The following is a 26,930-nucleotide window of genomic DNA, read 5'->3' on the forward strand; positions in this document are numbered from 1 at the left end:
CACTCCCGCCCCGACGACCAGACCACCGACTGGGAACACGTCGCGCACGCCACCGTCGCCGCGACAGCCGCAGAACCCCTCGAGGACTTGGCCGAGTGGCCTCCAGCGGAGGCGCCCGCAACCGCACCCGTTCCCGGAGGGACCGTTCCCGGCGCACACGTCGAATCCTGGGAAACCCCGGACCACCTCTTCGTCGAGGTCGTACTGGACGAGGAGCTCCACGAAGACGCGGCGCTCTACGGTCTGCACCCCGTTCTCCTGGAGGGGGTACGCAGAGCGGCTTTGAGCTCCGTGCCCGCCGGCGCACGGGCCGACGGGCCCCGGGCCACCGACGTCTGGACCTCCGTCCGGCTCATCGCGACGGGCGCGATCGCCGTACGGGCACGTGTGCCCAGGACGCAGGACGCCTCGACCATCCGGCTCTTCGACCGGGCGGGCGGCCCCGTCGCGGAGATCGGTTCGGTCAGCTCACTCACCCGCGCCGACGCAGACCCCGACCACCCGGACCAGCTCCGGCACGACGCCCTCTTCTCCTTCGGACTGAGGCCGCTTCCCCTACCCGAGGCGCGACCGCTCACGCTGGGCGCCCTACCCGAGCCCTCCGCTCTGGAACAGGTCCTGCCCGGGCTGACCGGTGTCGGGTCCTTCGCCGACCCGGCCGGTGTCGCGGACGCCGATGCGGACGCCCGGCCCGACGCCGTCCTTCTGGTCGTTCCACCAGCCGGTGGCAGCGGCGCCGGGCACGTGCGGCCCCTGATCCACCACACCCTGTCCGTGCTCCAGGCGTGGCTGGCACAGGACGCCCTGGCCGGGACACGCATGGTCGTGGTGACCAAGGGAGCCGTTGGCGACCGGGTCGACGACCCGTGCGCCGCCGCCGTCTGGGGCCTGGTGCGTTCCGCGCAGTCGGAGGCGCCCGACCGGTTCGTGCTGATCGACACGGACGGCGATCAGGCCTCCGCCCGACGGCTGACCTCCGCACTCAGGTCCGGGGAACCCCAGATCGTCCTCCGCGCCGGGGAAGCCAGCGTTCCACGGGTGGGGAACCTGACCGACGGGCCGGCACAGTTCCCACCGGCGAGTTGGGACCCCCGAGGCACGGTCCTGGTCACCGGTGGCACGGGGGAGCTCGGTGCGCTCTTCTCCAAGCACCTGGTCACCGAACACGGTGTGCGCAACCTCCTGCTGTTGAGCAGGCGCGGCGAGCAGTCGCCGGGCTCGGCCGAACTCCGCGCGGATCTGAAGGCGGCCGGTGCCGAGGTCGACATCGCCGCCTGCGATGTCTCCGACCGGGCCTCCCTTCGGGACGCGCTCGCACGGATCCCCGCGAGCGCCCCCCTGACCGGTGTGGTGCACACAGCGGGTGTCCTGGACGACGGGGTCCTCACCGGCCTGACCCCCGAACAGGTGGACAGGGTCGTGCGGCCGAAAGCGGACGCCGCCTGGAACCTGCACGAGCTCACACTCGATGCTGACCTGTCCGCCTTCGTGCTGTTCTCGTCGGTCGCCGGTGTGATCGGCGGCCCCGGCCAAGCCAACTACGCCTCGGCCAACGCCTTCCTGGACGGACTGGCCCGCTACCGCGCCGCGCGCGGCAGGCCCGCGACTTCCCTGGCGTGGGGTCTGTGGAAGCAGGACGGCGCGGGCATGGCCGGGCACCTGGACTCAGCGGACCTCAACCGCATCGCCCGCGCCGGGTTCCGGCCGGTGTCGTCCGAGGACGGGCCCGCCATGCTCGACGCGGCCGTCGCCTCCGGGGAACCCGTCCTGGTGGCCACGCCGATGGACCTGTCCGTGCTGCGCGAGCGACCGGACCAGGTGCCCACCGTCCTGACTGGCCTGGTGAGGCGCACGATCCGCCGCGCCGCCCGCAACATCGAGTCCGTACGCCTGCGGCTGAACGACCTGCTGCACGTGACCGCCCCGGGCGAGCAGCGGCGCCTCGTCCTCGAACTGGTGAGCGCAGAAGCGGCCGCAGTCCTGGGTCACACCGACGTGTCCGGGCTGACCGCCTCGTCCTTCACCGAACTCGGCTTCGACTCGTTGGCCTCCGTGGAGCTGCGCAACCGGCTGGAGTCGGCCACCGGGTTGCGGCTGGCCCCCACGGTCGTGTTCGACCACTCCGGTCCCGCAGACCTGGCCCAGACCCTGTGTTCCCTGCTGACCTCGGACGCCGATCAGGCGGACGCGGCCCGGCGGCCGCACGTCGATTTCGCCGCCGAGATCCACCTGCCCGAGGACATCCGGCCTGAGGGGTCGGTCACTGAGGTGGTGGCGGAGCCACGGGAAGTACTGCTGACCGGGGCCACCGGGTTCCTGGGAGCATTCCTTCTCCGCGACCTGATGCGCAGCACCAAGGCCACGATCCACTGCCTGGCCCGGGGTGAGGACGAGGCCGACGCGGAGCGCAGAATCGAGGAGAACCTGCGGTGGTACCGCGTCTGGGACGAGGTGGACCGGCGGCGGCTGCGTGTCGTCCACGGTGACCTGGCCGCTCCGCGCCTCGGTCTGACCGAAGAGCGCTTCGACGGGCTGTCCTCCCAGGTGGAAGCGGTCTACCACGCGGGGGCCTCCGTCAATTGGCTCCAGCCCTACCCAGATCTGAAGGCGGCCAACGTCGACGGCCTCAAGGAGGTCCTGAGGCTGGCGGCCCGCCACCGAACGGTCCCCGTGCACCACGTCTCCACCACCGGGGTCTTCTCCCCCGAACCCTCCGGAGACGACACGGACGGGGGCCTGCCCGCCGTCAAGACCACGGACCCGACAGGGCCCGGTGAATCGCTGCCCACGGGATACGTACAGAGCAAGTGGGTCGCCGAACAGGTCATCGGGCTGGCCCGCGACCGGGGGCTCCCGGTCTCCGTCTACCGGGTCGACGTGATCTCCGGTGACCAGCGCAACGGCGCGTGTCAGACCAAGGACTTCGTCTGGCTGAGCCTGCGGGGGCTCACCCAGGCGGGATGCGTCCCGCGCTCGCTCACCGGGTCGGTCCACCTCGCCCCCGTCGACTACGTGAGCGCCGCCATCGTGCACCTGTCGACGGACACCCGGACGGCCGAACGTACCTTCCACCTGTACAACCCCGTCGGGGTGGGCTACGCGGAACTGGTCAACAGACTCGTCGAACGCGGCTACGCCCTGGAGGAGCTGGACCGGGCGGCCTGGAGGGAACGGATCAGGGCCGACCGGGACAACGCCATGAACCCCCTCCTGGACTCCTTCGAGGTACTGGCACTGGACGCGGCTGTCCGTTTCCCCGGCTTCGACACCTCCGAGACGGACGAGGCGTTGGCGGCAACCGGGATCCGCTGCCCGGAACCGAGCGACGAGCTGATCGACAAGTACGTGGACTTCTTCGCCGAGACGGGCTATTTCACGCCCGCCCCGGGCGAAGGCGCCTGAGCAACGAGTTCATCCCCACGAGAACGGAAAGGCTGACCGTGGACACGACATGGTTCCGCAGACTCACAACACCCGGGGACGGCGGCACCCGTCTGATCTGCTTCCCGCACGCCGGTGGCGCCGCCAGTTACTTCGGCCCCCTCGCCCGTGAGCTCGCGCCCGAAATCGAAGTTCTGGGGGTGCAGTACCCCGGGCGCCAGGACAGGCGGTCCGAGGCGGGGGTCGAGAGCCTCGTCGAGCTGGCCCGGTTGATCGCGCGGGCCCTGGCCGACAGCAGACCCGAACGACCCTTCGCCTTCTTCGGGCACAGTATGGGTGCTCTGGTCGCGTTCGAGACCGCGCGCCACCTACGGCGCCTCGGTTCCATCCAGCCGGTGCGACTATTCGCCTCCGGGCGGGCGGCGCCCGACATCGGCCCCATCGTCTCCGACCGCCACGACAGCGACGAGGCCCTGATCGAACATGTGGGCCGACTCGGGGGCACCGCTCGGCAGGTATTCGACGATCCCGACCTCAGAGCGATGGTCATGCCCGCCATGAGGGCGGACTACCGGGCGCTCCGTTCGTACACATGGGTCGCGGAGGAGCCCTTGGACGTGCCGATCTGCGCCCTGACCGGCACCGCCGACCCGGTGACGGAGGTGTCGCAAGCCCATACATGGTCCAGGCACAGCACCGCGTCCGAACACGTCGAGGTCTTCCCCGGCGGACACTTCTTCATCGACGACTCCCTCCGCTCCGTCGCCGCCGTGGTTGCTGCGGGGTTGGAGAAGCCGGACGATCTCACCGGACCGATGGAGAACCTGGAGAACACCGTATGAACGAAGAGATCCTCAGGGGCGTGCGCGACTTCTCCGAGCGCCACCTGATACCGCAGCGGTCGCTTCTGGACTCCCGGGAAGAGGCACCCCTACCGCTGTACAAGGAGTTCACCGAAACCGGGTTGGCCAACTGGTGGCTCCCCCAGGAACACGGCGGGCGAGGGCTCTCCCTCGTCGACGGGGTCGACATCGTCAACGAGCTCTCCTACGGGGACGCCGGGGCCGCCTTCACCCTCTTCATCTCGATCCTGGGCAGCACGATGGTCGAGCTGTACGGCTCCGACGCGCTCAAGGAGGCCCACCTGACCCCGATGGGGAAGAACGGCTCCTTCTGCGCGACGCTGGGGAGCGAGCAGATCGCCGGCAGCGAACTGGCCAACATCGAGACGACCGTGAGCCGCAGCGGAGACGAGCTCGTTCTCTCCGGTGAGAAGTACTTCTCCACGAACTCGGGGTTCGCGGACTTCCTGGTCGTCCTCGCCCGGTCATCCGGCAACGCCGACTCCTACGGCGCGGTCGTGGTCCCCCGGGACACCCCTGGGGTACGCGTCGTCAAGCGCTGGGACATGATCGGCCTACGGTCTTCGGGTACCTACCAGGTGAGCCTGGACGGGTGTCGCGTACCGGTCGGCAACGCCCTCGCCGGTCCGGGTCTGCGACTCCTGGAGATCGGGCTCAACGCCAGCAGGATCCTGATCGCGACGACCGCCCTCGGCATCGCCCGCAGGATCCGGGACCTGTGCCTGGAGTACGCGCGTGACAAACGGCTGCGCGGCGCTCCCCTGGCCGAGCACCCCGTGTTCGCGGCCAAGCTCGGCCAGATGGAGATGCAGATCGACGTGATGCGCAGCCACTGCCGGGCCGCCGCGCTTGACTTCGACGAGATCAGGTCCGCCCCTGACGCGGCGGCCCGATTCGCCCGTCTCGGAACGCTCAAGTCGGCGGTGACCGCCAAGATGTTCTGCGGTCAGGCAGGCTGGCAGGTGGCCGACGTCGGTTCCCAGATGTTCGGCGGTCTCGGTTACACCAACGAGTCCCCCATCGGCAAGCTCGTACGGGACATGCGCTACGTCTCGATCGTCGAGGGCGGTGACGACGTCCTGCGCGAGCTGGTCTACCGGCGGTACGTCGTGCCCGAGGGCCGCAGGTCCTGAAAAGGCGTGTGCCGGGTCTCTCGCTCCTCGGTTCGAACGGGAGCATCCCACGAACAAGGGAACCGAGGACCCGGCCGCGCGCTGTTCCGGCGCTTCGGCCCAGGGAATCCGCAGAACGAAGAGAATTTTAACTTTCAACCAATCGCAAGTCCGCAAGGAGTCCTTGCGACCAAATCCAAGGCCAGGACATAGGCACACTGCAACAGTTCGCCCGCACCCCTGTTCACTGCACATCAATTTCTCCCAAGGCCTTGTGGCGTAGCATCCGATAGGGCTATAAATTTGTGCGATGGCATCTAACACCAACCACCGCGCCCTACACCTGTGCGACGCCACGGGAACCGTGCACCCCCCAAGGGGCAACAGGACGACCTCGAATCCCCACCATGTCATTTTTGTGTTTGCGCAGTCACCGGGAGAGACATCGTGACTGACCAGACACCCCCCGTGACCAATCCGGTGACCACAGAGCCGACAAGACCCGCCCCCAGAAAATAGGACCTATTTTCCTTAGCATTTCATCTGAGCTTCGGGTCTCATTGGCAAACAGGGGCGCTTTCCTGAAAATGAGTTCCTGCTCCAGAAACCTGACATGGTTGAACGTACAATCCTTGGGAGTCGATTTGCGTTTTCGGATACTTGGACCACTGGAGGCGGCTGGTGAGGAGGGCCAGGTCAACCTAGGTGGGATCAAGCAGCGGGCGACACTGGGATTCCTCCTCCTCAACGCCAACCGCGTGGTGGCCACCAGCAGCCTGGTCGAGGCCCTGTGGCCGACTGACACGGCTCCCGCGACCGCCCGAAAGATTCTTCAGAACGCCGTATGGGGACTGCGGGGCGCCCTATCCCTGTCCGGCCGGGGCAGCGAGAACGTGGCCTTGCTGACGCAGGCTCCGGGATACGTGCTCCAAGTCGACGTCAACAGCATCGATCTGCACGTGTTCCAGCAGAAGTTCTCCGAAGGGCGGGCCGAACTGCTGTCGGGCTCCCCGGAGCAGGCGGCGCGCACCCTCAGCGAGGCGCTGGACCTTTGGCGGGGACCGATACTCTCCGACTTGGCGGAGTCGGGGCTCTCATGGCCGGACCTGGTCGCTGCCCAGAAGTCGCACCTGGACGCGCTGGAGGACTACTTCCAGGCCGAACTGGAGTCCGGACGCCACCGGGCCGTCCTGGGAGCCTTGGAGGCACAGGTCGAGGCGGAACCGCTACGCGAGGGCTTCGCCCAGCAGCTGATGACCGCCCTGTACCGATGCGGCCGCCAGGCGGAGGCCCTCAACGTCTACAGCCGCGTCCGTCGGACCCTCATCGAGGAACTGGGGCTCGAACCGGGACAGGAACTGCAGAACCTCCAAAAGGCCATCCTCAACCAAGGCTCCTCGCTCGTCGTGCCCCAACAGCGCGAGAGGGCCTTCCTGTCAGAGCGCACTCCGGCCCACGCGGAGCACTCCGGCACGGCCCTACGCCCGGACCCCGGACATGCTTCCGGCCCGTGGGGAACCGCGGAACACGAAGCCGGCGCCGCCAGCGGAACACAGGGGCCCCGTGCCCGGCGCGACACCCGGAACACGGATCAACCGGCCAACGACCCCGCGTTCCACGCCCCGTTCGACCAGCGCTGGGGCCAGCGGCCAGAGTCTTCCGACCAGAACATCATGAGTACCACCGACGCTCAGACCGACCACCAGCCCGAGCTGGTGTTCCTGAGCAGCCTGCTGGGCCGGATCAGGTACCGGCGCACCCCCTACCTGGTGACAGTCCTGTGGGAGTGCGAGCACAGCCGCGACCACTTCCTCTCACAGTTCGAGCGCTACGTCTCCCGTCAGCCCTGGGGCGCCCAGTTCTTCATGGGCAAGGCCCTCGAGAGCGAGCACCTGTCACCGGCGACCTCTCTCGGGTCCTGCCTGAGGCCGATGACCACCGAGGACCCGTGCTCCGGCACGACCATGCGGCTGAGGGACTTCGGACGTCTGATCCGAACCCTCTCCGTGGGCGAAGACGGGCCGCCGGATCAGGGTGGGGCACACTCGAACCACGAGGAGTCCTGGGGGCTCCTGCGCTACCTCCTGTTGGGCGCGGCCCAGGACCAGCCGCTGGTGGCGGTGTTCGACGACATGCACCACGCCGTGGAGCCCCTCCTGGACTTCGTGAAGGACCTGGGTGCGATCCCGCGTCGGGTCCCCCTTCTCGTACTGGCCTTCGCCCGGGCCGACCTTCTGCAGAGGAAACCCGGCTGGGGAGAGGACGTGAACTACTACACCACCATCACCATCGACGCCGTCAGCGCCCCCGCCGGTGCCCCGGCCGCTTAACCGGTCCTGCCCGGAGCCGGGAGCCAATGTGCCTGACCTGTTCGGCCGAGCCCTCACCCCCGACCAAGAACTACCGCCAGACGACGGTTCAGTGAAGACCCTGTTTGCCCGGCGCCCAGAAGGGCTTGGTCCGAACATCGGTGCGCGCCCACCCCCGCTGGTTCACCAAGTGGTCCCGGACCATCTGACAGGTCCGGGCCTCGCCTGCCACGTAGGCCCTCCCCGGCCGGTCCGGAAGTTCGAGCCCGGCCAGGCCGGAAACCAGGTTCGAGGACGACGCAGCGGACTCCCCCGCGCGATGAACCCGCTGGATCGCGACCGATCCGGGCAGGGGGACGTCGTGCGAGGGCCCGTCGCTCTCAGAGACGACGTACACCGGCAGTCCCCGCGGCAGCGATTTAATCATCGGGACGAACGCCGCAGAAGCCGTCTCCTCACCGACGAAAAGCACGTAGTCCTCGGGGGCCTCGACCACGAAATCCCCCATGGGGCCCCAGTAGACGACGCCCTGCCCCTCCTGGACGGTGCTGGCCCACTCGAGCCCGATGCCCTTGCCCCCGTACAGGTGGACGCAGATGTCGAAGTAGCCGCCCTCCGACGAGTACTCCCAGATCGTGTAGGTCCTGAGAGTCTGCGAAGGACGGAATATGCCGTACAACGACAGCGGATCGTTGATCTGCATCCTCACGTGCTGACCTGGCGTGTAGGACCGCTCAGCGAGCCTTTCAGAGCTGATCCTGATGCGCCGCAGCGTGGGGTTGATGAGCTCGGTCTCGGTGACGACACCCTCCTCGTTGTACTGCGAGAAGTGCTTAGCCAGGGGATTTCGGGATACACGACGAGTGGAAGGGGTGACGCGGTTCTCCATCGGGCTTCCTCACTAGGGGGCACACCAGCTGGTCAGGGAGACCCGCATCCAGCCGATCATTTGGTTAGACCATATCACTTGAGTTAGTCTATCTATGTGTTGCTAGAATGTCTATCAGGAGAACTCCGGTTCTTTGCCGAAGGAGGTGACAGTGGCTGAGACTCTGAGCCGACGAGAGCGCCTACGACAGGCGACCCTGATCGAAATCCGCTCTGTCGCACGCGAACTACTGGTGGCCGAGGGATCATCCGCGGTCACGATCAACGCGGTCGCCCGGGAGATGGGTATGAGCGGGCCCGCTGTGTACCGCTACTATTCGAGCCACGAAGACCTGGTGGACTCGGTGACGGCCGACTTCTACCAGGAGCTGAGCGAGGCCATCGAGGCTGAGCGCAACTCCCATCCGGAGAACGCGCACAGCCACCGTCTCCTGGGCATGTGCCGCGCCCTGCGAACGTGGGTGATCGCGCACCCGGCCGAGTTCAGTTGGATGTTCGCCAGGCCCTCCCCAGGACTGAACAGTCGCGAACCGATTTCGCCCCGCCTCATGGCCGGGATCAACTTCGAGGAGATCTTCCTCGACGAGGTCGTCCAGCTGTGGGAGAAGCAGCCTTACAACGTGCCGGCCCCGGAGGAACTCCCCGCGTCGGTGCACGATCAGATGGTCCGCTATTCGTCTCTCATCGACGAGCGCCTGCCCCCGGCAGCGGGTCACGTTTTCCTGTGCTGTTGGATCCGGCTCTACGGCCTGCTCTGCATGGAAGTGCTCAGGCAGTTGGACTTCGCCTACACCGACGTGGAACCCATCTTCGAGCTCTGCCTGATCGACCTGAGCTCCCTGCTTGGTCTGGAGTACGAACCTCCGCACTCCGGGCCCCGATCCAACAACGAGGAGAAGTGAGATGAGCAAGACACCGAAACGCACCGCCGTATGGTGGTCGGTCGCAGCCGTGTCGCTGCTGGGCATGGCCTACTGGGGGATCGCCCGGAAGCTGGGGAAGAACCGCACCGCCGACGACGCGAGCCTCCCGCCGGAGGACGCGGGCGCTCTGGCCGAAGCCGCCTCCCCAAAAACGCCCGAAGCGTAGGCGACGGCAGAGGCGCCCCTGTTGGGGCGGGAAGACGAGGTCTCCGACCCTTGGAACCAAGGTCAGGACCTGCCTTCCCGCCCCAATGGGGATGCCGCGCCACCTCCGATTTGCCCTCTGCCGAATCTCCGCTAAAGTCTTTATCAGCAGCAAGGCGGGGCCAACGGAAACGGGGCCCGGCCGGGCAGCAAGCGGACGTGGCTCAGCTGGTAGAGCATCACCTTGCCAAGGTGAGGGTCGCGGGTTCGAATCCCGTCGTCCGCTCGAGGGAGACGCCTGGGATGAAACCCTGTCTCCATCATCCGGTAGCACCGGGCGATTAGCTCAGTTGGCTAGAGCACTACCTCGACACGGTAGGGGTCACAGGTTCGAGTCCTGTATCGCCCACAAGCAGCACCGCAGGTCAGAGAGTTATCTGGTTGTAGCGGCGAAGATGATCATCCCGCCTTGGGAGATATCTGGGAGATCAACTTCGAAGCGGGTTCCTTCGGGAGCCCGCTTTCGCTGTTTCCACGGTAGTGCTCTTCGAGCATCGGCGCCATACCGAACAGCCGCTCCCGCTCCCGGGGAGTGAGAGCGCCCACACTACGCGCCCACTGGCTTTCAAGCACGCTGCGTACACGTCGCTCCATCTCCGGGGTGACGTGCTCGTAGACCCGGCCCATCCCGGCCACCGTGTGCCCCAGCCGGGCTGCCCTGGCCACCTCGGGCACGTTCTCTCCTCGGCCGACCAGGTGCGCTGCGTGTGCCGGCCCGCCTCGTTCAAGGCGATCCCCACCAGCAGCGGCCCCCGCAACGGCGACCAGACTGGCCAGCGGCGCGATGTACCAGGTCCTGGCTCGGCTCGAGAAGGCAGGGTGGATCACCGGCAAGTTCGAGGACACCGACCCGAGAGCTGCTGGCAGGCCAGCGCGCCGCTTCTAGCGCTTCACGTCGGAAGGCAAGAAGCGCGGCCAGATGGCCTTGGCTGAACTTCACGAGCAGACCCGGGTGTCCAGCCCTGGGTTGCTTGAGTCGTTCTCACTGTCTCCGGGGCAGAGTCAAACTTGAGCATCGGGACTGCCGTTGTCACGGCTTGTGTCACCTTCATCGGTGGCATCTTTTTGACACTCCTGAGGCTGCTTTCATTCTTCTCCGTCTTCGCAAGCCTAACATTTCAGTGGTCAAATATAGGGTTGGATCTTTAAATGCAAGGCCTGAAGTAGTTCTGCCGATCATTCTGGTCGTGCTTGCTGCGGAGGCCGCCTTGCCCGGAATCTTGCTGGCCCCGATAATAATATTCCACTATATTGATAAGTTTCGAATGAGGCAATTTGAGCGCCTGGATAATTCTCTGAACGTCGATGTGTACCCAAGGGGATGACGCACCCGCAGGTGGCCAGCCCGGCCAACCACAGTGATGAGAGTACTGCGAGGGGAAAGTCCGTCAGCAGCCACAAACCGAGCAAAATGCTGACGTAAATGACGGGGATCCCGAGCAGGTCGTAGACGTCCACCAGCGGGTTGGGCGGGAGAAGACGCCGATTCCGGGAGGAGGACATCGTGTCTCCGTGCCAGGCGGAAGGGCGGCCCGTTTGGCGGTGTTCTCCTGGATCAACCGGTACAACACCCGTAGACGGCACTCAGCCAACGGCCAACTCAGCCCACTCGTGTACGAGCAGAGAACGGCTAGCCTGGAGCTCGCTGCCTAATCATCAGGTGCCCACTCTCATGGGGAACGCCCCTCCACTGCTGATGTCAGATCATGCCGTGCTGGTGAACGAGTCGTTCTCTTCCCAGATGATCTCGATCTCCAGATCTGCGCAGTAGGCGAGCAGATCGGGGCGGGGCTTGCTGGGCAAGAGGATCGCGAGTGCGGGCCGCTGCCCGCCACGCTCGATGAATCGGCGATAGTCGAAGAGTTGACCCACAGCCATACGAATGGCTTCGCGCGTGATAGTGCCTTTGGCCTCGATCAGCTTGTGGTCCGTCTTATCGTAGAGGTCGCTAAACAGCGGCTTGAGTTCCTTCGCCGGCGAGATCTTGTTCCGGGCCACGGAGTGCCCTTGGAGACGAAGGTGGCGCTGATAGTTCTGTACGAGCTTAGATTCACGACGTTCCGCCTGGTATGGCTCGCGTGACGGGTTGACGTAGGCACGCTCGGTGTGAGTCTGCTCGATGTTCACCTCAGTGACTTCGCTCTTGTCATGGGGAGTCTCCGGAAGAGGGGGGAGCTCCTCACGGATACCGTCCCGGGGAACGAGCCGGAACATGATGACGCTCCGAATCTCGTCACTGTCCTTCATCGGAGCATCGTCCAGGTACCAAGGGTTGTCTTCGGCAAGCACGAATTCCCCAACGTAGGTCACCTCGCCACGGGATCCATCCATAAGGCGTAGGGCGCGTCCGTCTTCACGATGGTTACGAATCGCCAGGTTGCCCTGGCTCATCGTCTGGTCGCCCGTCTGCCCCTCGCCTGCGTAGTGGTAGCAACCATCGTCGCCCCAGCCATCGAAGTAGCCGTACTGGTGACCGCTCTTGGGGTCAGAGAACAGGAAGATATTGGGGGTCACACGGGACGGGCCGATACCGCCTTGCTGGCGGCCCCCGTACTCCTTGTGCAGGTCCGCACGCTTGATGGTCTCGCCGGGCTGGAGTTGGAAGGTCACATCTACCTCTTTTTTAGGGTCAATTTCTTACCTAAAAATTTAGAGTAGATGACAGCGACTCCTAGGTCAACTGATTTTCGGTCCAGCTAGTGTGCTGCGCCTGACGTTCGTTGTAGAAGTCGGCCGAGCGAGGACAGGATCTGCTCGGCCGACTTGGTCCACACGAACGGCTTGGGATCGGCGTTCCAGGCCTTGACCCACGCGCGCAGGTCGCGCTCCAACGCCTGCACCGACCGGTGATCCGAGCGTTGCAGAAGATCGCTAGTGACCTGGGCGAACACCCTCTCAACCTGGTTGAGCCAGGAGGAGGAGGTCGGCGTGAAGTGCATGTGGAAACGCTTGTGGCGCTCCAGCCAGGAGCGCACGGTCGGGTGTTTGTGCGTGGAGTAGTTGTCGCAGACCGCATGCACTTGGAGGTGCCGGGGGACCTGCTGATCCATCAGGGCCAGGAACTTCTTGAACTCGGTTGCGCGGTGGGAGCGGTAGGTCTTGCCGATCACCGAGCCCTCCTGGACGTTCAAGGCGGCGAACAGGGTCGTGGTGCCGTGCCGTACGTAGTCATGGGAACGCTTCTCGGGCATGCCCGGCATCATCGGCAGCGCGGACTGGGACCGGCCCAGGGCCTGGACCTGCGATTTTTCGTCCACGCAGTAGACCACCGCGTTCTCAGGCCGGTTCAGGTACAGCCCCACCACATCGACCACCTTGTCCACGAACAACGGGTCGTTGGAAAGCTTGAACCCTTCGGTGCGGTGCGGGCGCAGGTTGAACGCCTTCCAGATCCGCCCGATCGTGGACTTGGCCAGCCCGCTGCGCCGGGCCATCTTGGCTCGCGTCCAGTGCGTGGCGTTCTCGGGGGCCTCCTCCAGGGTGGCCAGCACCATCTCCTCGACCGTGTCCAGGGTGATCGAGGGCGGTCGGCCCGGCCGGGGCTCGTCGATGAGCCCGTCCAGCCGCTCAGCCAGGAACCGGGACGTCCACTTGCCCACCGTGGGCATACTGACCCCGACCTTGGCGGCCACCTCGGTGCTGCTCATCCCCTCGGGCGCGGCCAACACGATCCTGCAGCGCAGGACACTAGGTGCGTCTGCGGTCAGGCGGCGGGGCCCGGAGGCCTCCGAGTGAATCCGGCCGTTCACTTACGCCATCAGAGGGCATATCGAGCCCAGACGCCGTCAGGTTCTCTCCCCGTCCTCACCGCTCTTCAGAGGCTCGGGATCAACGCTTCGTCCTGCTCTGTCACGGCCCCCTGTCGGATCGCTACCCGGCGCCCGTGAACATACCGGTTCCCCAGAGGCCGAAGACCGCAAGCGCTGCGCCCGAGATGGTCAGCATCCAGCCGGTCACCTTCTGGGAACCGGACTCCAAACGCTCCCGCCAGCGCCCCAGGCGGTCGCGGAAGCCCATTCCCAGTGTGCGGTGGCCCAGATAGAGCAGGATCGACGGCGACACCATCACGATGTTGTAGACGGCGAGGGCGGGGACCCACTGCACCGCTGGGAGCCCTGCCGCGGTCATGACACCGATCGCTCCCAAATAGGGCAATGCCGTGCCCACTCCCACCACTGCCGTGGCCAGACCCAGTCCGACCATCGACCTGGCCTTCAGGGCGGGTGGCCTGAGCCGGCGCCCCGGCTTGGAGCGGATGACGAAGCCCAGGGCCGACAGGGCGACACCGACCACGACGGCCCCCCAGGCCAGCAGGGGGCTGTGGGAAAGCTCGACCAGGTGGTCGATCAGTTTCCCCAGGCCGAGTATGAGCGAGCAGCCGAAAGCGAAGTAGAACCCGGTGATGGTGGACAGGTAGACGGCCAGCGGCCTGGCCACGGAGTTCGACCGGCTCAGGAGGATGTAGAGCGTGACCCCGATGATGGCCGGGCTGGCCATGTCGAGGAAGGACAGGCACGCGAGAGTCCCCAGGATCCCCCAGCTCAACTCGGCGTCCTCTCCCCCGGGCCCGCGGAGCCGGGTGGGAACCGGGGGGAAGAGGCGTTGACCGGTGGTCGGTCGACTGATCCCGCCAGGGGTTCACACGGCGGGACGGGCAGTCAGCCGGGATGTGCTCGTGATGCGTGCGGGCAGGGAAGCCCGTCAGAACACACCGTATATAAGGGTCACTGCTGCAAGAACCGCACAGGGCGCCAACGGGCGCTCAGGAGGAGCCGGCCTCCGTTCCGCTGAGGCTGCTCCCCGCATGAGCAGGGCAGTGGAACCGCGGTTTCCCGAGCTCGGCCTGCGGTTGCCTCCGTCCGGGAGGCACCGCCTGGACCGACTCGACCCGGTGAACGAGTGGGTCACCGGGGAGCAGGACCGGTTCAGGGCCCGCCCCGGAGAGATCCGGGACGAGCCCCTCAGTGCGTTCACCCAGCTGTTCGGCTGGACGGTCGGTGTCAGACTCGCGCGGCGGCACCTGCCGCGGCCGACTCCACCAGGTTGCCCTTGCCCAGGGCCTCCCCCGACTCGACGGCGCGGACCCACTCATCGGTGGAGGCGACGGCGGCGAAGTTGGAGTTGAGCAGCGTGAGCAGGGTCGTGTGCACGGTCCTGGCGTCGGCCAAACCGGCCTCGTTCCCCAAATCGATCGCACCGGTCGCGTCCGAGAGCACCTCGGCGGTGAACTGGTGGGGTTCGGCGTCGGCGGCGGAGGCGAGGATGCAGTTGTTCGTCATGTAGCCGACGAGTGTGATCGTGTCGATCCCCTTCCCGCGGAGCCATTCGGCGAGCCCGGTGCCGGGAAAGACCGAGCTGTACTGCTTGACCACGCTCTTCCAGCCGGTCGAGTCGCGCTCCTCCAGTGACGGGTGCAGTCGGAACTGCGGCTGCGCCGGGTTGAAGACCGGGGCCTCCTCGCCCGCCGAGTGCTGGACCATCACCACCGGGACACCCGCCCTCTCGGCGGCGTCGATGGCGGCGGCGATCCGTTGGACCGACTCCTCACGCGGCGGGTACTGGATGGGCAGGAGCCCGGTGAAGTACTCCTGCTGGGGGTCGACGACGATCAGGGCACGGCGGGGAGCCGACATGGTGTTCCTCCTGGTGTTCACGGGCACGGATGTCGCGTGCTCCTCCACGTTCGCCGAGATCCCACAGCTCCACAATTGGCACAGATGCATATGATCGATGAAATCGCGCCAATCCGGGAGGGCTCCATGAAGATCGCGGTGTACGCGTTCGACGGCACGACGATGTTCCACCTCTCCGTGCCGCAGCTGGTGTTCGGGGAGGTGGGCCGTCAGCGACTCGCGGACTGGGAGACCGTCCTGTTCAACGAGGACGGCACCGACATCCGCACCATGGAGGGGTACCGGATCGGGGGCATCAACGACCTCGGCGCCGCACTCCGGGCGGACCTCGTCGTCATCGCCTCCTGGCACGAGGACAAGCGGCCGCCCTCGGCACCCCTTGCCGAAGCACTGCGGACCGCGCACGCGGGCGGGGCCGCGGTCGCGGGTCTGTGCCTGGGCGCGTTCCCCCTCGCCGACAGCGGACTCCTCACCTCACGCTCGGCGGTGACGCACTGGCAGGAGTTGGACGCCTTCAGCGAACGCCATCCGGACATCGCCGTCGACCGCACCGTCCTCTACATCGACCACGGAGACGTGCTGACCTCCGCGGGCACCGCCGCCGCCATCGATGCCTGCCTCCACCTCGTCCGGTCCCGGCTCGGCGCGGAGGCGGCCAACCGCGTGGCGCGCAGCCTCGTGGTCGCCCCGCACCGCAGCGGCGGCCAGGCCCAGTACATCGACCGTCCCGTCCCGGAACCGAACAGGGCGAGCCCGGTCTCGGAGGCGCTCGACTGGGCCTCGGAGCACCTCGGCGAGAGGATCGACGTCGACGGCCTCGCCCGCGCAGCACACATGAGCCGCCGCAGCTTCATCCGGGCGTTCAAGGAGACCACCGGCACCACCCCGGCGAGCTGGTTGCGCACCAAGCGGCTCGATGAAGCGAGGAGGCTCCTCGAGGTGACCGACCTGCCGATCGAAGAGGTCGCCGCGCGATGCGGGTTCGCCAGTCCCGTCACCATGCGGCAGAACTTCACCGCCGCCTACGCCACGACCCCCTCCGCGTACCGCAAGAGGTTCAACGCTCAGCCGGTCGGGCACTGAACCGGCGGCTGCCGGGGACGGCCGGTGCACCGGCCGCGGAAAGTGTGACCCGACTCCCGTAGCTCTGAGTGGCATCCCTACCCCCACGTGCGAGTACGCTCGTCAGAGGCTTCTGCCGACCCCGCGGCCCGGGCAACTGGATCATCCACTGCCCGCCCCGTGCGGGTTCGGTGTGCGGGTGCCAGAACTCGACCGGGTTCCGACCGGTCCGCTCCGTTCCACTCGCCACCATGCTTGCGCCCCTTGGGATCCGTCACGTTCGCCTTGACACCGACCGGCTGATTCTTCGCACGGCACACAGGTTCTTCGTGCAGTACAGCGCGTCAGCCGTCGTGCGCGACACAGGCAGGCTCTCCAGCATCCACCGACACACAGGCGGTCCATTTCCGTGCAAGCCACCCACGGCCCGAGTACAGACGAACGAGCAGAACCGGACGGACGGGAAGTCACGACCGGGCGGGGAAGGGTCGGAGTGGTCTTCTGGGCCTCCCTGGCGATCTCGGCGCTGTTCGTGGTCTGGGGCGTCCTCGCCCCGGAGCACCAGATGGCCACGATGAACGCCGCCCTGAACCAGGTCACCTCCGGCTTCGGCTGGGCGTACCTGCTGCTCCCCCTGATCCTGCTGGCGCTGCTGGTCGGCCTGGCCTTCAGCCGTTACGGACGGGTCCGGCTGGGTTCGGACGAGGACCGCCCCGAGTTCGCCACCCACACCTGGATCGCCATGATCCTGTGCACGGTGATGGGCATCGGCCTGGTCTCCTACGGCATCGCCGAGCCGATCTCGCACTTCACCACCCCTCCCCACGGCCTGGCCGAGCCGGGAACGCCCCAGGCCGCGGTCCTGGCTCTGCAGTACTCCTTCTTCGACTGGGGCCTGCACGCCTGGGCGATCTTCGCGGTCTTCGGGCTGGCCCTGGGTTACTCGATGCACCGCAAGAAGCGCCCCGGTCTGGTCAGCGCCCTGTTCCGGCCACTGCTGGGACGGCACGCCGACGGCCCCCTGGGCAAAGCCATCGACGTCTTCACGGTCTTCGCCACCCTGTTCGGCACCACCACGTCACTCGGTCTGGGAGCCCTGCAGATCGACAACGGACTGAACCGGATCCTGGGCACCCCCACCGGGACCACCACCCAGGTCGTCATCGTGGTCGCGGTCACGGTGCTGTTCAGCCTCTCGGCCGCCTCCGGGATCAAGCGCGGTATCCGCTACATCAGCGAGATCAACCTCTCCGTCGCCGCGGTGCTCTTCCTGTTCGTGCTGTTCCTGGGCCCGACGGCGTTCCTGATCTCGCTCTTCCTGGAGTCCTTTGGCCAGTACGGCAGCGACTTCCTGCTGATGAGCCTGCGCGGCCCGGCTTTCGGTGACACCGAGTGGCTCCAGGGATGGACCTACTTCATGATGGCCTGGTGGGTGTCCTGGGGCGCCTTCGTCGGCCTGTTCCTCGCGCGTATCTCGCGCGGCCGCACCATCCGCCAGTTCATCCTGGTCGTCCTCGGTATGCCGAGCCTGGCCTTCTTCGCCTGGTTCTCGGTCTTCGGCGGTACGGCCATCGATCTGGACATGAACCAGGGCACGGACATCGCGGGCGCCACGGCGGCCGACCTGAACAGCGCCTTCTTCGCCACCCTGGCCGAGTTCCCGCTCCCCGTGGTGACGGCGACGCTGGTGGTGATCCTGGCGGTGCTCTTCTTCGTCTCCGGGGCGGACGCCAACACCTACGTGCTGGGCATGCTCACCACCCACGGCTCCATCCGACCCAGGACCCCGATCCTGCTGCTGTGGGGTGCGATGACCGGAGCACTGGCGATCATCCTGCTGCTCTCGGGAGGCCTCGGCGCCCTTCAGCAGACCGTGATCGTGGCGTCGGCGCCCTTCCTCGTGGTGATCGTGGGCGTGGTCGTCAGCTTCCTGCGCGACCTGCGGACGGAGCCGGACAGCACCGTCTGCCGGCACCATTCGCACACCGAGGCACCGGTGGCTACGGAATCGCCCCGGTCGGACTGACGACCCACAGGGCAACAGGGCACAGGGCAACAGACGGGCTCCCTCGGGGGCCCGCTTCTGTCTTTGCCACCCGGTGGGGCGAGGCGGGGGTGGGGTCGAGGGCCGGGGCTCGGCACCCGAGAGGGCACCGCCCCATCCGCCCCGTCCACCCCGTCCAGCTGAGCCCGGACACGAGACACGGTGCACGGGGCCACAAGAGGACAGAATCTGACTTCCACCTCTGCGAAGGTGCTCCTGGAGCAACCGGAACAGAGGAACACACGATGCCCACCAAGACCGCGACCGTGCTGGACGACCGGGCGCTCAACCGCGCCACCCTGGCCAGGCAGGCGCTGCTGGCCCCCAGCGACCTGTCACCCCTGGACACCGTGGCCCACCTGGGCGGAGTCCAGGCCCAGGAACCGCAGGAACCGTTCGTCGGGCTCTGGTCGCGGCTGCGTTCCTTCGACCCCGCCGAGCTCTCGGACCTGCTGACCGAACGCCGCGCGGTACGCGTCCACCTGATGCGGCGCACCGTGCACCTGGTCGCCGCCGAGGACGCCCTCGCCTGGCGTTCGCGGTTCGACGCCATGCTGCGCCAGAAGGTCATGGGCGTGTACCGCGAGGACCTCGGGGACGTGGACCTGGCCGAGCTCGCCGCGGCGGGCCGAGCGGTGATGTCCGACGGTGAGCCGCGCAGCATGAGCGAACTGGTCGCCGCCCTGGCCGAGCGCTGGCCCTCCGTGGGCAGGCGGCCGCTGGGCGAGATGCTGGTCGCGGCTCTGCTGCCCGTCGCGCAGGCCCCGCCGCGCGGCCTCTGGCGGGCCAGGGGTGGGGTGCGCAACGTCCTGCTCTCCTCCTGGCTGGGCCGGGAGATCGACCCGCTCACGCCGCAGGGCCCGGAGGGCGTCGACCCGGTCGGTCAGGCGCTGGTCCGGCGCTACCTCGCCGCGTACGGCCCAGCGACCTCCACCGACCTGCGCTCCTGGTGCGGGCTGGCCGGGCTGCCCGCGGCGGTGGCCGCGGTCCGCCCCGAGCTCGTCTCCTTCCGTGACCAGCGCGGCCGCGAACTGCTGGACCTGCCCGACGCCCCGCGCCCGACTCCCGAGACCGAGGCCCCGGTGCGCTTCCTGCCCGCCTTCGACAACGCGCTGTTGGGCTACCACTACCGGAGCCGAATCATCGGCGACGAGCACCGGGGCCTGTCGGTCGCGGGTGAACGCGTGGTGCTGGTGGACGGCCGCGTCGCCGCCACCTGGCGCACCGGGAAGGACGGCGTCGTGGCCGTCACCCCGCTGCGGCCGCTGCACAGGAGCGAACAGGACGAGGTCGTCACACAGGCCGGGCGGTTGGCCCTGTTCCTGTCCGGGGGCGGGAGCGACCGCGCCCGGATCGACGAACCGGTCGGCTGACCAGGCCGGGCACGGCCAGGGGCGGCTCCGCTCACGGGCAGGGCGACTCGGATGACATTTCCTCACCCGGCGGACTTGTGAATCCCTGTGGTCATGACGCATGATGTAATCGTTTTCAACCATGTAAACGTTTCCATGCGGTGCGGCAGCGACAGGTAGCCGCAGGTGACAGGAGGGGGTGAGCGGGTTTGGTGAGCATCAAGGACGTCGCCACGGAGTCGGGGCTGTCCGTGGCGACGGTGTCCCGGGCGCTCAACGGGCATCCGTCGGTCAGCGACGGGGCTCGAGAAAGGGTCCTCGCGGCGGTCGAGTCGCTCGGCTACCGGCCCAACGTCGTCGCGCGCTCCCTGCGCACGGACCGGACCGGCACCATCGGCCTGGTGATCAGCGACGTCCTCAACCCCTACTTCACCGAGCTGGCCAGGTCGGTCGAGGAGGAGGCGCGGGCGCTGGGCTACAGCGTGATCATCGGCAACGCGGACGAGCGGGCCGACCTGGAGGACCACCACGTCCGCGGACTGCTGGAGCGGCGCATCGACGGGCTGCTCGTCTCCCCCGCTGACGGCCGCTCCCCCATGACACTCGAAGCGGCGTCGGGGCCGACGCCGGTGGTCTTCGTAGACCGCTGGATCCCCGGCGCCGACGCCCCTGTCGTGCGCGCCGACGGCCGGGAGGCCATCCGCGACCTGGTCGACCACCTGCACTCCCTCGGCCACCGCAGGATCGCCGTGATCACCGGGCCCACGGCTACGACCACCGGCCGCGAACGCATCGACGCCTTCCGCGAGGCGCTGGCCGAACACGGAATCCCGCTGCCAGAGGCCTACATCGGGCGAGGCGACTTCCAGGCCGAGAGCGGACGGCTGGCCACCGAGCGATTCCTGGACCTGCCCGAGCCCCCCGACGTCGTCTTCGCCACCGACAACCTCATGGCGCTGGGCGCCCTCGACGCGATCGCGGCGCGCGGCCTGCGCGTGCCGGAGGACATCGGGCTGGCGGCCTTCGACGACATCCCGTGGTTCTCGCACACCGACCCGCCGATCACCACGATCGCCCAACCCACCGCCGAACTGGGGCGGGTCGCGGTGCGGGCCCTGGCCTCCCTCATCGCGGGTGAGCCGACGACATCGACCGTGCTGCCCGCCCACCTGGTCGTGCGCCGCTCCTGTGGCGAGCCCGCGAAACCGACCCAGACCGGCCGAGCCGTGATCGGAGGAACCGCACGTGAGTAGTCCGGACGAACTGCTGCGCATCGAGGGCGTACGTAAGGCCTTCCCTGGGGTGGTCGCGCTTGACGACGTCAGCTTCGACCTCCGCCGCGGTGAGGTGCACGCCCTGCTCGGCGAGAACGGGGCCGGTAAGAGCACCCTGATCAAGGTGCTCTCCGGCGCGCACCGGCCCGACCGCGGGCGGGTCCTGGTGGACGGCGCCGAGGTCGTCATCCGGGACGCTCAGGACGCCGCCCGGCTGGGTATCGCCACCATTTACCAGGAGTTCAACCTGGTCCCCGACGTCACGGTGGCGGAGAACATCTTCCTGGGCCGCCAGCCCCGCCGGTTCGGCTTCATCGACTACCGCCGTATGGAGGCCGAGGCCACCGCGCTGCTGGAGCGGGTGGGTGTGAACGTCTCCCCGCGCGCCAAGGTGCGCGGGCTGGGCATCGCCCAACTCCAGATGGTGGAGATCGCCAAGGCGCTCAGCCTGGACGCCCGGGTCCTGATCATGGACGAGCCCACGGCCGTGCTCACCACCGGCGAGATCGAACGGCTCTTCTCGATCGCCGGACGGCTGCGCGACGAGGGCGTGGGCATCGTCTTCATCACCCACCACCTGGAGGAGATCGCCGCGCTCGCCGACCGGGTGACGGTCCTGCGCGACGGCCGATCGGTGGCCCACGTCGGAGCCGACACCCCCGAGGACGAACTGGTGCGGCTGATGGTGGGCCGCAGCATCGACGAGCAGTACCCGCGTGAACGCCCCGAGGCGGGCGAGCCGCTGCTGCGGGTCAGCGGCCTGAACCGCACCGGACACTTCCAGGACGTGGACCTCGAGGTCCGCGCGGGCGAGGTCGTCGGCCTGGCCGGTCTGGTCGGCGCGGGCCGCACCGAGGTCGCGCGTGCGGTCTTCGGCGCCGACCCCTACGACTCGGGTGCGGTCGAGGTCCTGGGCCGCCCCCTGCCCGGCGGCGACGTGAGCGCCGCCATGAACGCCGGGCTGGGCCTGGTCCCCGAGGACCGCAAGGGCCAGGGCCTGGTCCTGGACGCCTCCGTGGAGGAGAACCTCGGCCTGGTCACCCTGGGCCCGACCAGCCGTGCGGGCTTCGTGGACCGGTCCGGTCAGCGGGCCTCGGCCCGGCGGATCGCCGGTGAACTGGGCGTGCGCATGTCCGGCATCGACCAGCACGTGCGCACCCTCTCCGGCGGCAACCAGCAGAAGGTCGTCATCGGCAAGTGGCTGCTGGCCGACTCCCGGGTGCTGATCCTCGACGAGCCCACCCGGGGTGTGGACGCGGGCGCCAAGGTCGAGATCTACCGTCTCGTCAACGAACTCACCGCCTCCGGTCACGCGGTGCTGATGATCTCCAGCGACCTGCCCGAGGTGCTGGGGATGAGTGACCGGATCCTCGTCATGGCCCAGGGCCGCATCACCGGGGAGCTCACCGCCGAGGACGCCACGCAGGACGCCGTGATGTCCCTGGCGCTGGCCGCCACCCCCAGAAGCAACACAGAAACGAACGGAGTGGAGGGCCCCGATGGCCACTGACACAGCAAAGACCGGCGGCGCGACCCAGAGCGGCGTCTGGCCCGTGATGCGCCGTTTCCTGCTGGAGAACGGCGCACTGACCGCCCTGGCCGTCCTGGTCGTGGTCATGTCGTTGCTCTCCGACGACTTCCTCACCGCGCAGAACCTGCTCAACGTGGGTGTGCAGGCGGCGGTGATCGCGGTCCTGGCCTTCGGTGTCACCTTCGTGATCATCGCGGGCGGGATCGACCTGTCCGTGGGTTCGGTGGCCGCGCTCTCGGCGACGGTGCTGGCCTTCCTCGCGACCGTCCAGGGGGTACCGGTCTGGTTGGCGCTGCCGCTGGCCGCCGCCACGGGTACCGCCTGCGGTCTGGTCAACGGTGCCCTGATCGCCTACGGCAAACTCCCGCCGTTCATCGCCACCCTGGCGATGCTGTCGGTGGGACGCGGGCTCTCCCTGGTGATCTCCGAGGGCAGCCCCATCGCGCTGCCCGACTCGGTGGCCCAGCTGGGCGGCTCGCTGGGCGGCTGGCTGCCCGTGCCGGTGATCATCATGGTCGTCATGGGCCTGATCACCGCCGTGATCCTGCGCCGCACCTTCACCGGCCGCGCGATGTACGCGATCGGCGGCAACGAGGAGGCCGCGCGCCTGTCCGGGATCCGGGTCAAGCGCCAGAAGCTGGGCATCTACGCGCTGTCCGGCCTGTTCGCGGCGGTGGCCGGCGTCATCCTGGCCTCCCGTCTGGCCTCCGCGCAGCCACAGGCCGCACAGGGGTACGAGCTCGACGCGATCGCCGCCGTGGTGATCGGCGGCGCCAGCCTCGCCGGTGGTGTGGGCACGGCCTTCGGCACCCTGATCGGCGCGCTGATCCTGGCGGTGCTGCGCAACGGCCTGAACCTGCTCTCGGTCTCCGCCTTCTGGCAGCAGGTCGTGATCGGTGTGGTCATCGCGCTCGCCGTGCTGTTCGACACCCTGCGCCGCCGTTCCGGCGGTGCGGGCGGCGGAGCGGGCGCGGGTGCCGGTGCCTCCGGCAGTGCCGGGGGCGGCAGGGGTCGACGCGGCATCCAGCTGGCGATCGCGGCGGCCGTCACGGCGGCCGTGGTGGGTGTGCTGTCCTTCCTCGTCCCGAACACCTCCTCCGACGGCCCCCGGGTGGGCATGTCGCTGTCCACGCTGAACAACCCGTTCTTCCTCCAGATGCGTGACGGAGCACAGGCCGAGGCGGACGAGGCGGGGGTGAACCTGGTGGTCACCGACGCCCAGGACGACGCCTCGCAGCAGGCCGACCAGATCCAGAACTTCATCAGCACCGGGGTGGACGCGATGGTGATCAACCCGGTGGACTCCGACGCTGCCGGTCCGCCGGTGCGCGGCGCCAACAACGCCGACATCCCGGTGATCGCCGCCGACCGCGGTGTGACCGGTGCCGACATCGAGACCCTGGTGGCCTCCGACAACGTCGAGGGCGGCCGACTGGCGGCCCAGGCCCTGGCCGAGGAGCTCGGCGGGGAGGGCCGGATCGTGGTCCTGCAGGGCACCCCGGGCACCTCCGCCAGCCGCGAGCGCGGCTCCGGTTTCGCGGAGGGCATCGCCGAGTACCCGGGCATCGAGGTGGTGGCCCAGCAGCCCGCCGACTTCGACCGCTCCAAGGGCCTGGACGTGATGACCAACATGCTCCAGGGCAACGGGGACGTCGACGGGGTGTTCGCGGAGAACGACGAGATGGCGCTCGGCGCTGCTGCCGCGCTGTCCTCCCGGGGTGAGGAAGCCGTGGTGATCGGCTTCGACGGCACCCCCGAGGGTCTGGAAGCGGTGACCGGGGGCACGTTGTACGCCTCCGTCGCCCAGCAGCCCGCCGAAATCGGCCGGGTGGCGGTGCGCAACGCGATCGCCGCTGCGAGCGGTGAGGGTCTGGAGGAGACCGTGATGGTCCCGGTGGAGGTCGTCACCGAGGAGAACGTCGACGACTTCTCCTGACCAGGTGACTGACTGACCGAAGAAGGGGGTCCGGGGCGCATTCCCCGGACCCCCTGTCGTTTCTGACGAAGCCGCTTGTGGGGTTCGTGGGCCTAGCGGAGAGCGGTGCGGAGGAAGGCGGACCACTCGGTAGCGGGGAAGGGGAAGTGCCCCTTGTCGGGGTTCTTCGAGTCCCGGACGGCCGCACCACAGGGCAGGTCGGCGACCTCGACGCAGTTCTGATCGTGGCCGCTGTAGCTGCTCTTCCGGAAGCCCGCGGGGATGTGCGCGACCTCGACGCAGTCGTTATTGACACCGCTGTAGCTGCTCTTACGCCACATCATCTGGTCGGTCACTGTGCTCACTCTTCTAGCTCTTGAACCCGCTGGTTAAGGAAATCCAGGCTCTGCGCCGGGGTCATAGAACAACACTGTGTGCTGCCGAACATGTCGTTGTACAGCCTGATTTGCTCATCTTCCTCAAGAAACATGGTAGTGGTGGGGCTCTCCAGGTAGATGACGCTCGCATCCCTCGGGTCCGGGAAGTCCATGATGAGGTACTTGCCCTCGGTAGAGGTGTGAGCGCCCGCAGCGAACGGCAACACGTAGATGTCAATGTTGTCGCGCGCGGCCATATGCCTCAAGTGGCGTAGCTGTTCGCTCATCACACTCGCTGAACCAACCATGCGGCGAACAGCTGCCTCGTCGATGATCACCAGGTAAGTGGGCGGGTTGGTGCGGTTCAGAATGCTCTGCCGTGCCATACGGGCCGTCACTCTTTGGGCGATCTCGCTGTCATCCCGTACGCGGTTCGCTCGGAAGATGGCATCCGCATACGCCGGAGTCTGAAGCAGTCCGGGGATCACCTGGGCCTCGTAGGTGCGGATGGCGCAAGCTTCAGCTTCGAAGTCGACGAGAGTCTGCGGCATGAGGTCCTTGTACAAGGACCACCAGCCCTTTAGCCCAGCCAGCTTGGATAGTTCGTGCATGGCTGCGCGCACGGGAGGGTCGTCGACTTTATAGAGGTCCAAGAGCTTGTTCAAGGTCGGGGCAGGAACCGTCTTGGACTCCGCCTGTTCGATCTTGCTCAAGTTGGCTCTGCTGATGCCTGTGTGCTTCGCGACCTCGTTGAGAGTCATCCCAGTTTCCGTGCGAAGCCGCTTGAGCTCTGCGGAGAGGCGTCGGCGCCGGACGCTGGGGCTGTAGGGAGCGGCCATGGGAGGAGCCTAACCCAAGTTGTCATAGTTAGTAGAATCCACTTGACGGAGTGGATTCTACTGTCTAGCGTTGTGTGTAGTCGGTGATCGGAGTCTCACAGAGAGTCTCTGGTGCTCAGGCTACTTGTGCCCCTTTCCCTGCGTGGGGAAATCGTGAAGGTCCACTGGCCTAGCGGGCACTCCCTCGAACCACTCGCTGCTTCCGCCTGCGTAAGGAGTCTGTTCGTCATGCCCGCACTCGCCCCCGTACCCCCGATGGCCGAGGTGACCATCGCTCTCCATGAGCTGGTGCCGCACGCCTACCGCCACTACTTCAACGGCCGACCCGACCGCCCCTACTACTCCTCCCGCCGCTACGACTTCGGCGCCTCCCCGCTCCTCCTCCCCCTCGTGCGGGCCTTCCTGGACACCTGCGCAGCCGAGCACAGCACCGACTACCGCTACCTCTTCACCCTCATGGGCTCCGAACTCGCCTCCAACGCCATCAAGCACTCGCGCTCCGGCCTGCCCGGGCGGGACTACCGCCTGGTCTGCGAGCGCCAACGGGACGGACTTCGCCTGACCTGCCGCGACGACGGCATCGCCAACGACCCCACCACGAGCGTGCACGACCGCCGCTACCTCACCCCCGACCCGGGCGGGCTGGACCCCGACACCGACGCCGGACGCGGGCTGGCCATGATCGACGCCCTGGCCACCGACTGGGGCGACAACGGCCGCCCCGGACACCGCAACGTCTGGTTCTTCCTGGCCTACGACCTCAAGGACAGCGCCTGGCCCGACCTGAACCGCTAACCGCCCCGCACACACAGCAGCACCCACAGCAGCACCCACGCACGAAAAAAGGGCCCAGGAAAGCGCTGCAACGCTTCCCGGGCCCCCAACAACCCCGAATTCCAGACCTAGCCAAGTCAGAAAGCAGGATCAGTGACGCATCCTATCCCCGAACCCCGACCCTCCAGCGACTCCAACGACCCCTCCTACCGCACCCCGCCCCGGCGCGGCCCCCTACCCGGCCCGTTCTGCACCACCTGCGAGCACCCCTCCTGCCGCCGACGCCGCGCCCAGCACCTGCCCCGCCTCGGCGGCCACCTGGCCGAGTACCGCTCCGAGCACACCCTCGCCGCCGCCGTCCAGGCCCGTAACCCGCACCTGATCATCTGGTACGGGGAGCGGGTGCGCCACGAGGCGCCACGAGATCGAGTGGAGGTGGAAGACCTGCA

General features: G+C 67.6%; 22 protein-coding genes and 2 tRNA genes. 16 read left to right on the plus strand and 8 right to left on the minus strand.

The window, feature by feature from the left end; translation table 11 throughout:
* From D457_RS0130550 to D457_RS35480, 4 genes are all read left to right on the plus strand, one after another.
* The coding region (locus tag D457_RS0130550; RefSeq protein ID WP_017584469.1) for a thioester reductase domain-containing protein at positions 1 to 3,402 on the plus strand (3,402 nt) is incomplete at its 5' end.
* A gap of 38 nt (positions 3,403 to 3,440) precedes the next feature.
* Positions 3,441 to 4,223: a thioesterase II family protein gene (locus D457_RS0130555; RefSeq protein ID WP_017584470.1), complete on the plus strand. Its 783-nt coding sequence runs from the start codon at positions 3,441 to 3,443 to the stop codon at positions 4,221 to 4,223.
* A complete protein-coding gene (locus D457_RS0130560) occupies positions 4,220 to 5,377 on the plus strand; it encodes an acyl-CoA dehydrogenase family protein (RefSeq protein WP_017584471.1) in 1,158 nt (385 codons plus the stop codon). Before D457_RS0130555 ends, D457_RS0130560 begins: the two co-directional genes overlap by 4 nt.
* A gap of 611 nt (positions 5,378 to 5,988) precedes the next feature.
* Complete coding sequence (locus D457_RS35480) at positions 5,989 to 7,686, plus strand: AfsR/SARP family transcriptional regulator (RefSeq protein WP_204367493.1); 1,698 nt, start codon at positions 5,989 to 5,991, stop codon at positions 7,684 to 7,686.
* Between the two features lie 88 nt (positions 7,687 to 7,774).
* On the opposite strand, the gene D457_RS0130570 is transcribed toward D457_RS35480, so the two are convergent.
* Positions 7,775 to 8,554 (minus strand): siderophore-interacting protein, encoded by a 780-nt coding sequence (locus D457_RS0130570; protein ID WP_017584472.1) that lies wholly within the window; start codon positions 8,552 to 8,554, stop codon positions 7,775 to 7,777.
* 151 nt (positions 8,555 to 8,705) lie between these two features.
* On the opposite strand from D457_RS0130570, the gene D457_RS0130575 reads away from it, so the two are divergent.
* The 4 genes from D457_RS0130575 (at position 8,706) to D457_RS0130590 (ending at position 10,029) form a co-directional block, all read left to right on the plus strand.
* Complete coding sequence (locus D457_RS0130575) at positions 8,706 to 9,455, plus strand: TetR/AcrR family transcriptional regulator (protein WP_239646263.1); 750 nt, start codon at positions 8,706 to 8,708, stop codon at positions 9,453 to 9,455.
* Between the two features lies 1 nt (position 9,456).
* On the plus strand, positions 9,457 to 9,642 hold the full coding sequence (locus D457_RS0130580) for a hypothetical protein (RefSeq protein WP_017584474.1): 186 nt from the start codon (positions 9,457 to 9,459) through the stop codon (positions 9,640 to 9,642).
* A gap of 191 nt (positions 9,643 to 9,833) precedes the next feature.
* A tRNA-Gly gene (locus D457_RS0130585) sits at positions 9,834 to 9,906 on the plus strand.
* Positions 9,907 to 9,955: 49 nt separating this feature from the next.
* Positions 9,956 to 10,029 (plus strand) — tRNA-Val (locus D457_RS0130590).
* 50 nt (positions 10,030 to 10,079) lie between these two features.
* On the opposite strand, the gene D457_RS0130595 is transcribed toward D457_RS0130590, so the two are convergent.
* From D457_RS0130595 to D457_RS0130615, 5 genes are all read right to left on the minus strand, one after another.
* On the minus strand, positions 10,080 to 10,355 hold the full coding sequence (locus D457_RS0130595; protein ID WP_017584475.1) for a hypothetical protein: 276 nt from the start codon (positions 10,353 to 10,355) through the stop codon (positions 10,080 to 10,082).
* 1,029 nt (positions 10,356 to 11,384) lie between these two features.
* Entirely contained in the window at positions 11,385 to 12,290 is a 906-nt protein-coding gene (locus tag D457_RS0130600; protein WP_017584476.1) for a hypothetical protein, read from the minus strand.
* Positions 12,291 to 12,376: 86 nt separating this feature from the next.
* On the minus strand, positions 12,377 to 13,429 hold the full coding sequence (locus D457_RS0130605) for an IS630 family transposase (RefSeq protein ID WP_275041025.1): 1,053 nt from the start codon (positions 13,427 to 13,429) through the stop codon (positions 12,377 to 12,379).
* A 121-nt stretch (positions 13,430 to 13,550) separates the two neighbouring features.
* Entirely contained in the window at positions 13,551 to 14,225 is a 675-nt protein-coding gene (locus D457_RS0130610; protein WP_017584478.1) for a GAP family protein, read from the minus strand.
* Positions 14,226 to 14,680: 455 nt separating this feature from the next.
* Entirely contained in the window at positions 14,681 to 15,313 is a 633-nt protein-coding gene (locus tag D457_RS0130615; RefSeq protein ID WP_017584479.1) for an isochorismatase family protein, read from the minus strand.
* Positions 15,314 to 15,439: 126 nt separating this feature from the next.
* Here D457_RS0130615 and D457_RS0130625 point away from each other — a divergent pair, with 126 nt between their 5' ends.
* From D457_RS0130625 to D457_RS0130650, 6 genes are all read left to right on the plus strand, one after another.
* Entirely contained in the window at positions 15,440 to 16,396 is a 957-nt protein-coding gene (locus D457_RS0130625; protein WP_017584481.1) for a GlxA family transcriptional regulator, read from the plus strand.
* A 472-nt stretch (positions 16,397 to 16,868) separates the two neighbouring features.
* Positions 16,869 to 18,401: a BCCT family transporter gene (locus D457_RS33820; RefSeq protein WP_017584482.1), complete on the plus strand. Its 1,533-nt coding sequence runs from the start codon at positions 16,869 to 16,871 to the stop codon at positions 18,399 to 18,401.
* Positions 18,402 to 18,664: 263 nt separating this feature from the next.
* Positions 18,665 to 19,792, plus strand: coding sequence for a winged helix DNA-binding domain-containing protein (locus tag D457_RS0130635; RefSeq protein WP_017584483.1), 1,128 nt, complete (start codon positions 18,665 to 18,667; stop codon positions 19,790 to 19,792).
* Positions 19,793 to 19,980: 188 nt separating this feature from the next.
* The gene (locus tag D457_RS0130640; protein WP_017584484.1) at positions 19,981 to 21,024 is read left to right on the plus strand and encodes a LacI family DNA-binding transcriptional regulator; all 1,044 of its coding nucleotides are present in this window, start codon (positions 19,981 to 19,983) and stop codon (positions 21,022 to 21,024) included.
* Positions 21,017 to 22,555: a sugar ABC transporter ATP-binding protein gene (locus D457_RS0130645; RefSeq protein ID WP_017584485.1), complete on the plus strand. Its 1,539-nt coding sequence runs from the start codon at positions 21,017 to 21,019 to the stop codon at positions 22,553 to 22,555. The genes D457_RS0130640 and D457_RS0130645 overlap by 8 nt, the downstream gene beginning before the upstream one ends.
* Entirely contained in the window at positions 22,545 to 24,512 is a 1,968-nt protein-coding gene (locus D457_RS0130650; protein ID WP_017584486.1) for an ABC transporter permease/substrate-binding protein, read from the plus strand. Before D457_RS0130645 ends, D457_RS0130650 begins: the two co-directional genes overlap by 11 nt.
* A gap of 92 nt (positions 24,513 to 24,604) precedes the next feature.
* Here D457_RS0130650 and D457_RS0130655 read toward each other — a convergent pair whose 3' ends face one another.
* Both D457_RS0130655 and D457_RS0130660 read right to left on the minus strand, forming a co-directional pair.
* Positions 24,605 to 24,835, minus strand: a complete 231-nt coding sequence (locus tag D457_RS0130655; protein WP_051073085.1) for a DUF397 domain-containing protein — start codon at positions 24,833 to 24,835, stop codon at positions 24,605 to 24,607.
* Between the two features lie 17 nt (positions 24,836 to 24,852).
* Positions 24,853 to 25,707 carry a helix-turn-helix domain-containing protein gene (locus D457_RS0130660; protein WP_026117188.1) on the minus strand — a complete coding sequence of 285 codons (855 nt, stop codon included), beginning with the start codon at positions 25,705 to 25,707 and terminating at the stop codon, positions 24,853 to 24,855.
* 228 nt (positions 25,708 to 25,935) lie between these two features.
* Here D457_RS0130660 and D457_RS0130665 point away from each other — a divergent pair, with 228 nt between their 5' ends.
* Both D457_RS0130665 and D457_RS33825 read left to right on the plus strand, forming a co-directional pair.
* Entirely contained in the window at positions 25,936 to 26,502 is a 567-nt protein-coding gene (locus tag D457_RS0130665; protein WP_017584489.1) for an ATP-binding protein, read from the plus strand.
* A gap of 132 nt (positions 26,503 to 26,634) precedes the next feature.
* Positions 26,635 to 26,930, plus strand: a 296-nt coding sequence (locus D457_RS33825; protein ID WP_051073083.1) for a hypothetical protein, incomplete at its 3' end; no start/stop codon positions are given.

It is taken from the genome of Nocardiopsis valliformis DSM 45023, assembly GCF_000340985.1.
GTDB classification, from domain to species: Bacteria; Actinomycetota; Actinomycetes; order Streptosporangiales; family Streptosporangiaceae; genus Nocardiopsis; species Nocardiopsis exhalans.

What these genes read in the sequence shown, in the direction of transcription:
- D457_RS0130560 (WP_017584471.1), top strand. Translation starts at nt 4,220, where the DNA reads ATGAACGAAGAGATCCTCAGGGGCGTGCGCGACTTCTCCGAGCGCCAC.
- D457_RS0130570 (WP_017584472.1), bottom strand. Translation starts at nt 8,554, where the DNA reads ATGGAGAACCGCGTCACCCCTTCCACTCGTCGTGTATCCCGAAATCCC.
- D457_RS0130580 (WP_017584474.1), top strand. Translation starts at nt 9,457, where the DNA reads ATGAGCAAGACACCGAAACGCACCGCCGTATGGTGGTCGGTCGCAGCC.
- D457_RS0130615 (WP_017584479.1), bottom strand. Translation starts at nt 15,313, where the DNA reads ATGTCGGCTCCCCGCCGTGCCCTGATCGTCGTCGACCCCCAGCAGGAG.
- D457_RS0130625 (WP_017584481.1), top strand. Translation starts at nt 15,440, where the DNA reads ATGAAGATCGCGGTGTACGCGTTCGACGGCACGACGATGTTCCACCTC.
- D457_RS0130635 (WP_017584483.1), top strand. Translation starts at nt 18,665, where the DNA reads ATGCCCACCAAGACCGCGACCGTGCTGGACGACCGGGCGCTCAACCGC.
- D457_RS0130650 (WP_017584486.1), top strand. Translation starts at nt 22,545, where the DNA reads ATGGCCACTGACACAGCAAAGACCGGCGGCGCGACCCAGAGCGGCGTC.
- D457_RS0130655 (WP_051073085.1), bottom strand. Translation starts at nt 24,835, where the DNA reads ATGATGTGGCGTAAGAGCAGCTACAGCGGTGTCAATAACGACTGCGTC.
- D457_RS0130660 (WP_026117188.1), bottom strand. Translation starts at nt 25,707, where the DNA reads ATGGCCGCTCCCTACAGCCCCAGCGTCCGGCGCCGACGCCTCTCCGCA.
- D457_RS0130665 (WP_017584489.1), top strand. Translation starts at nt 25,936, where the DNA reads ATGCCCGCACTCGCCCCCGTACCCCCGATGGCCGAGGTGACCATCGCT.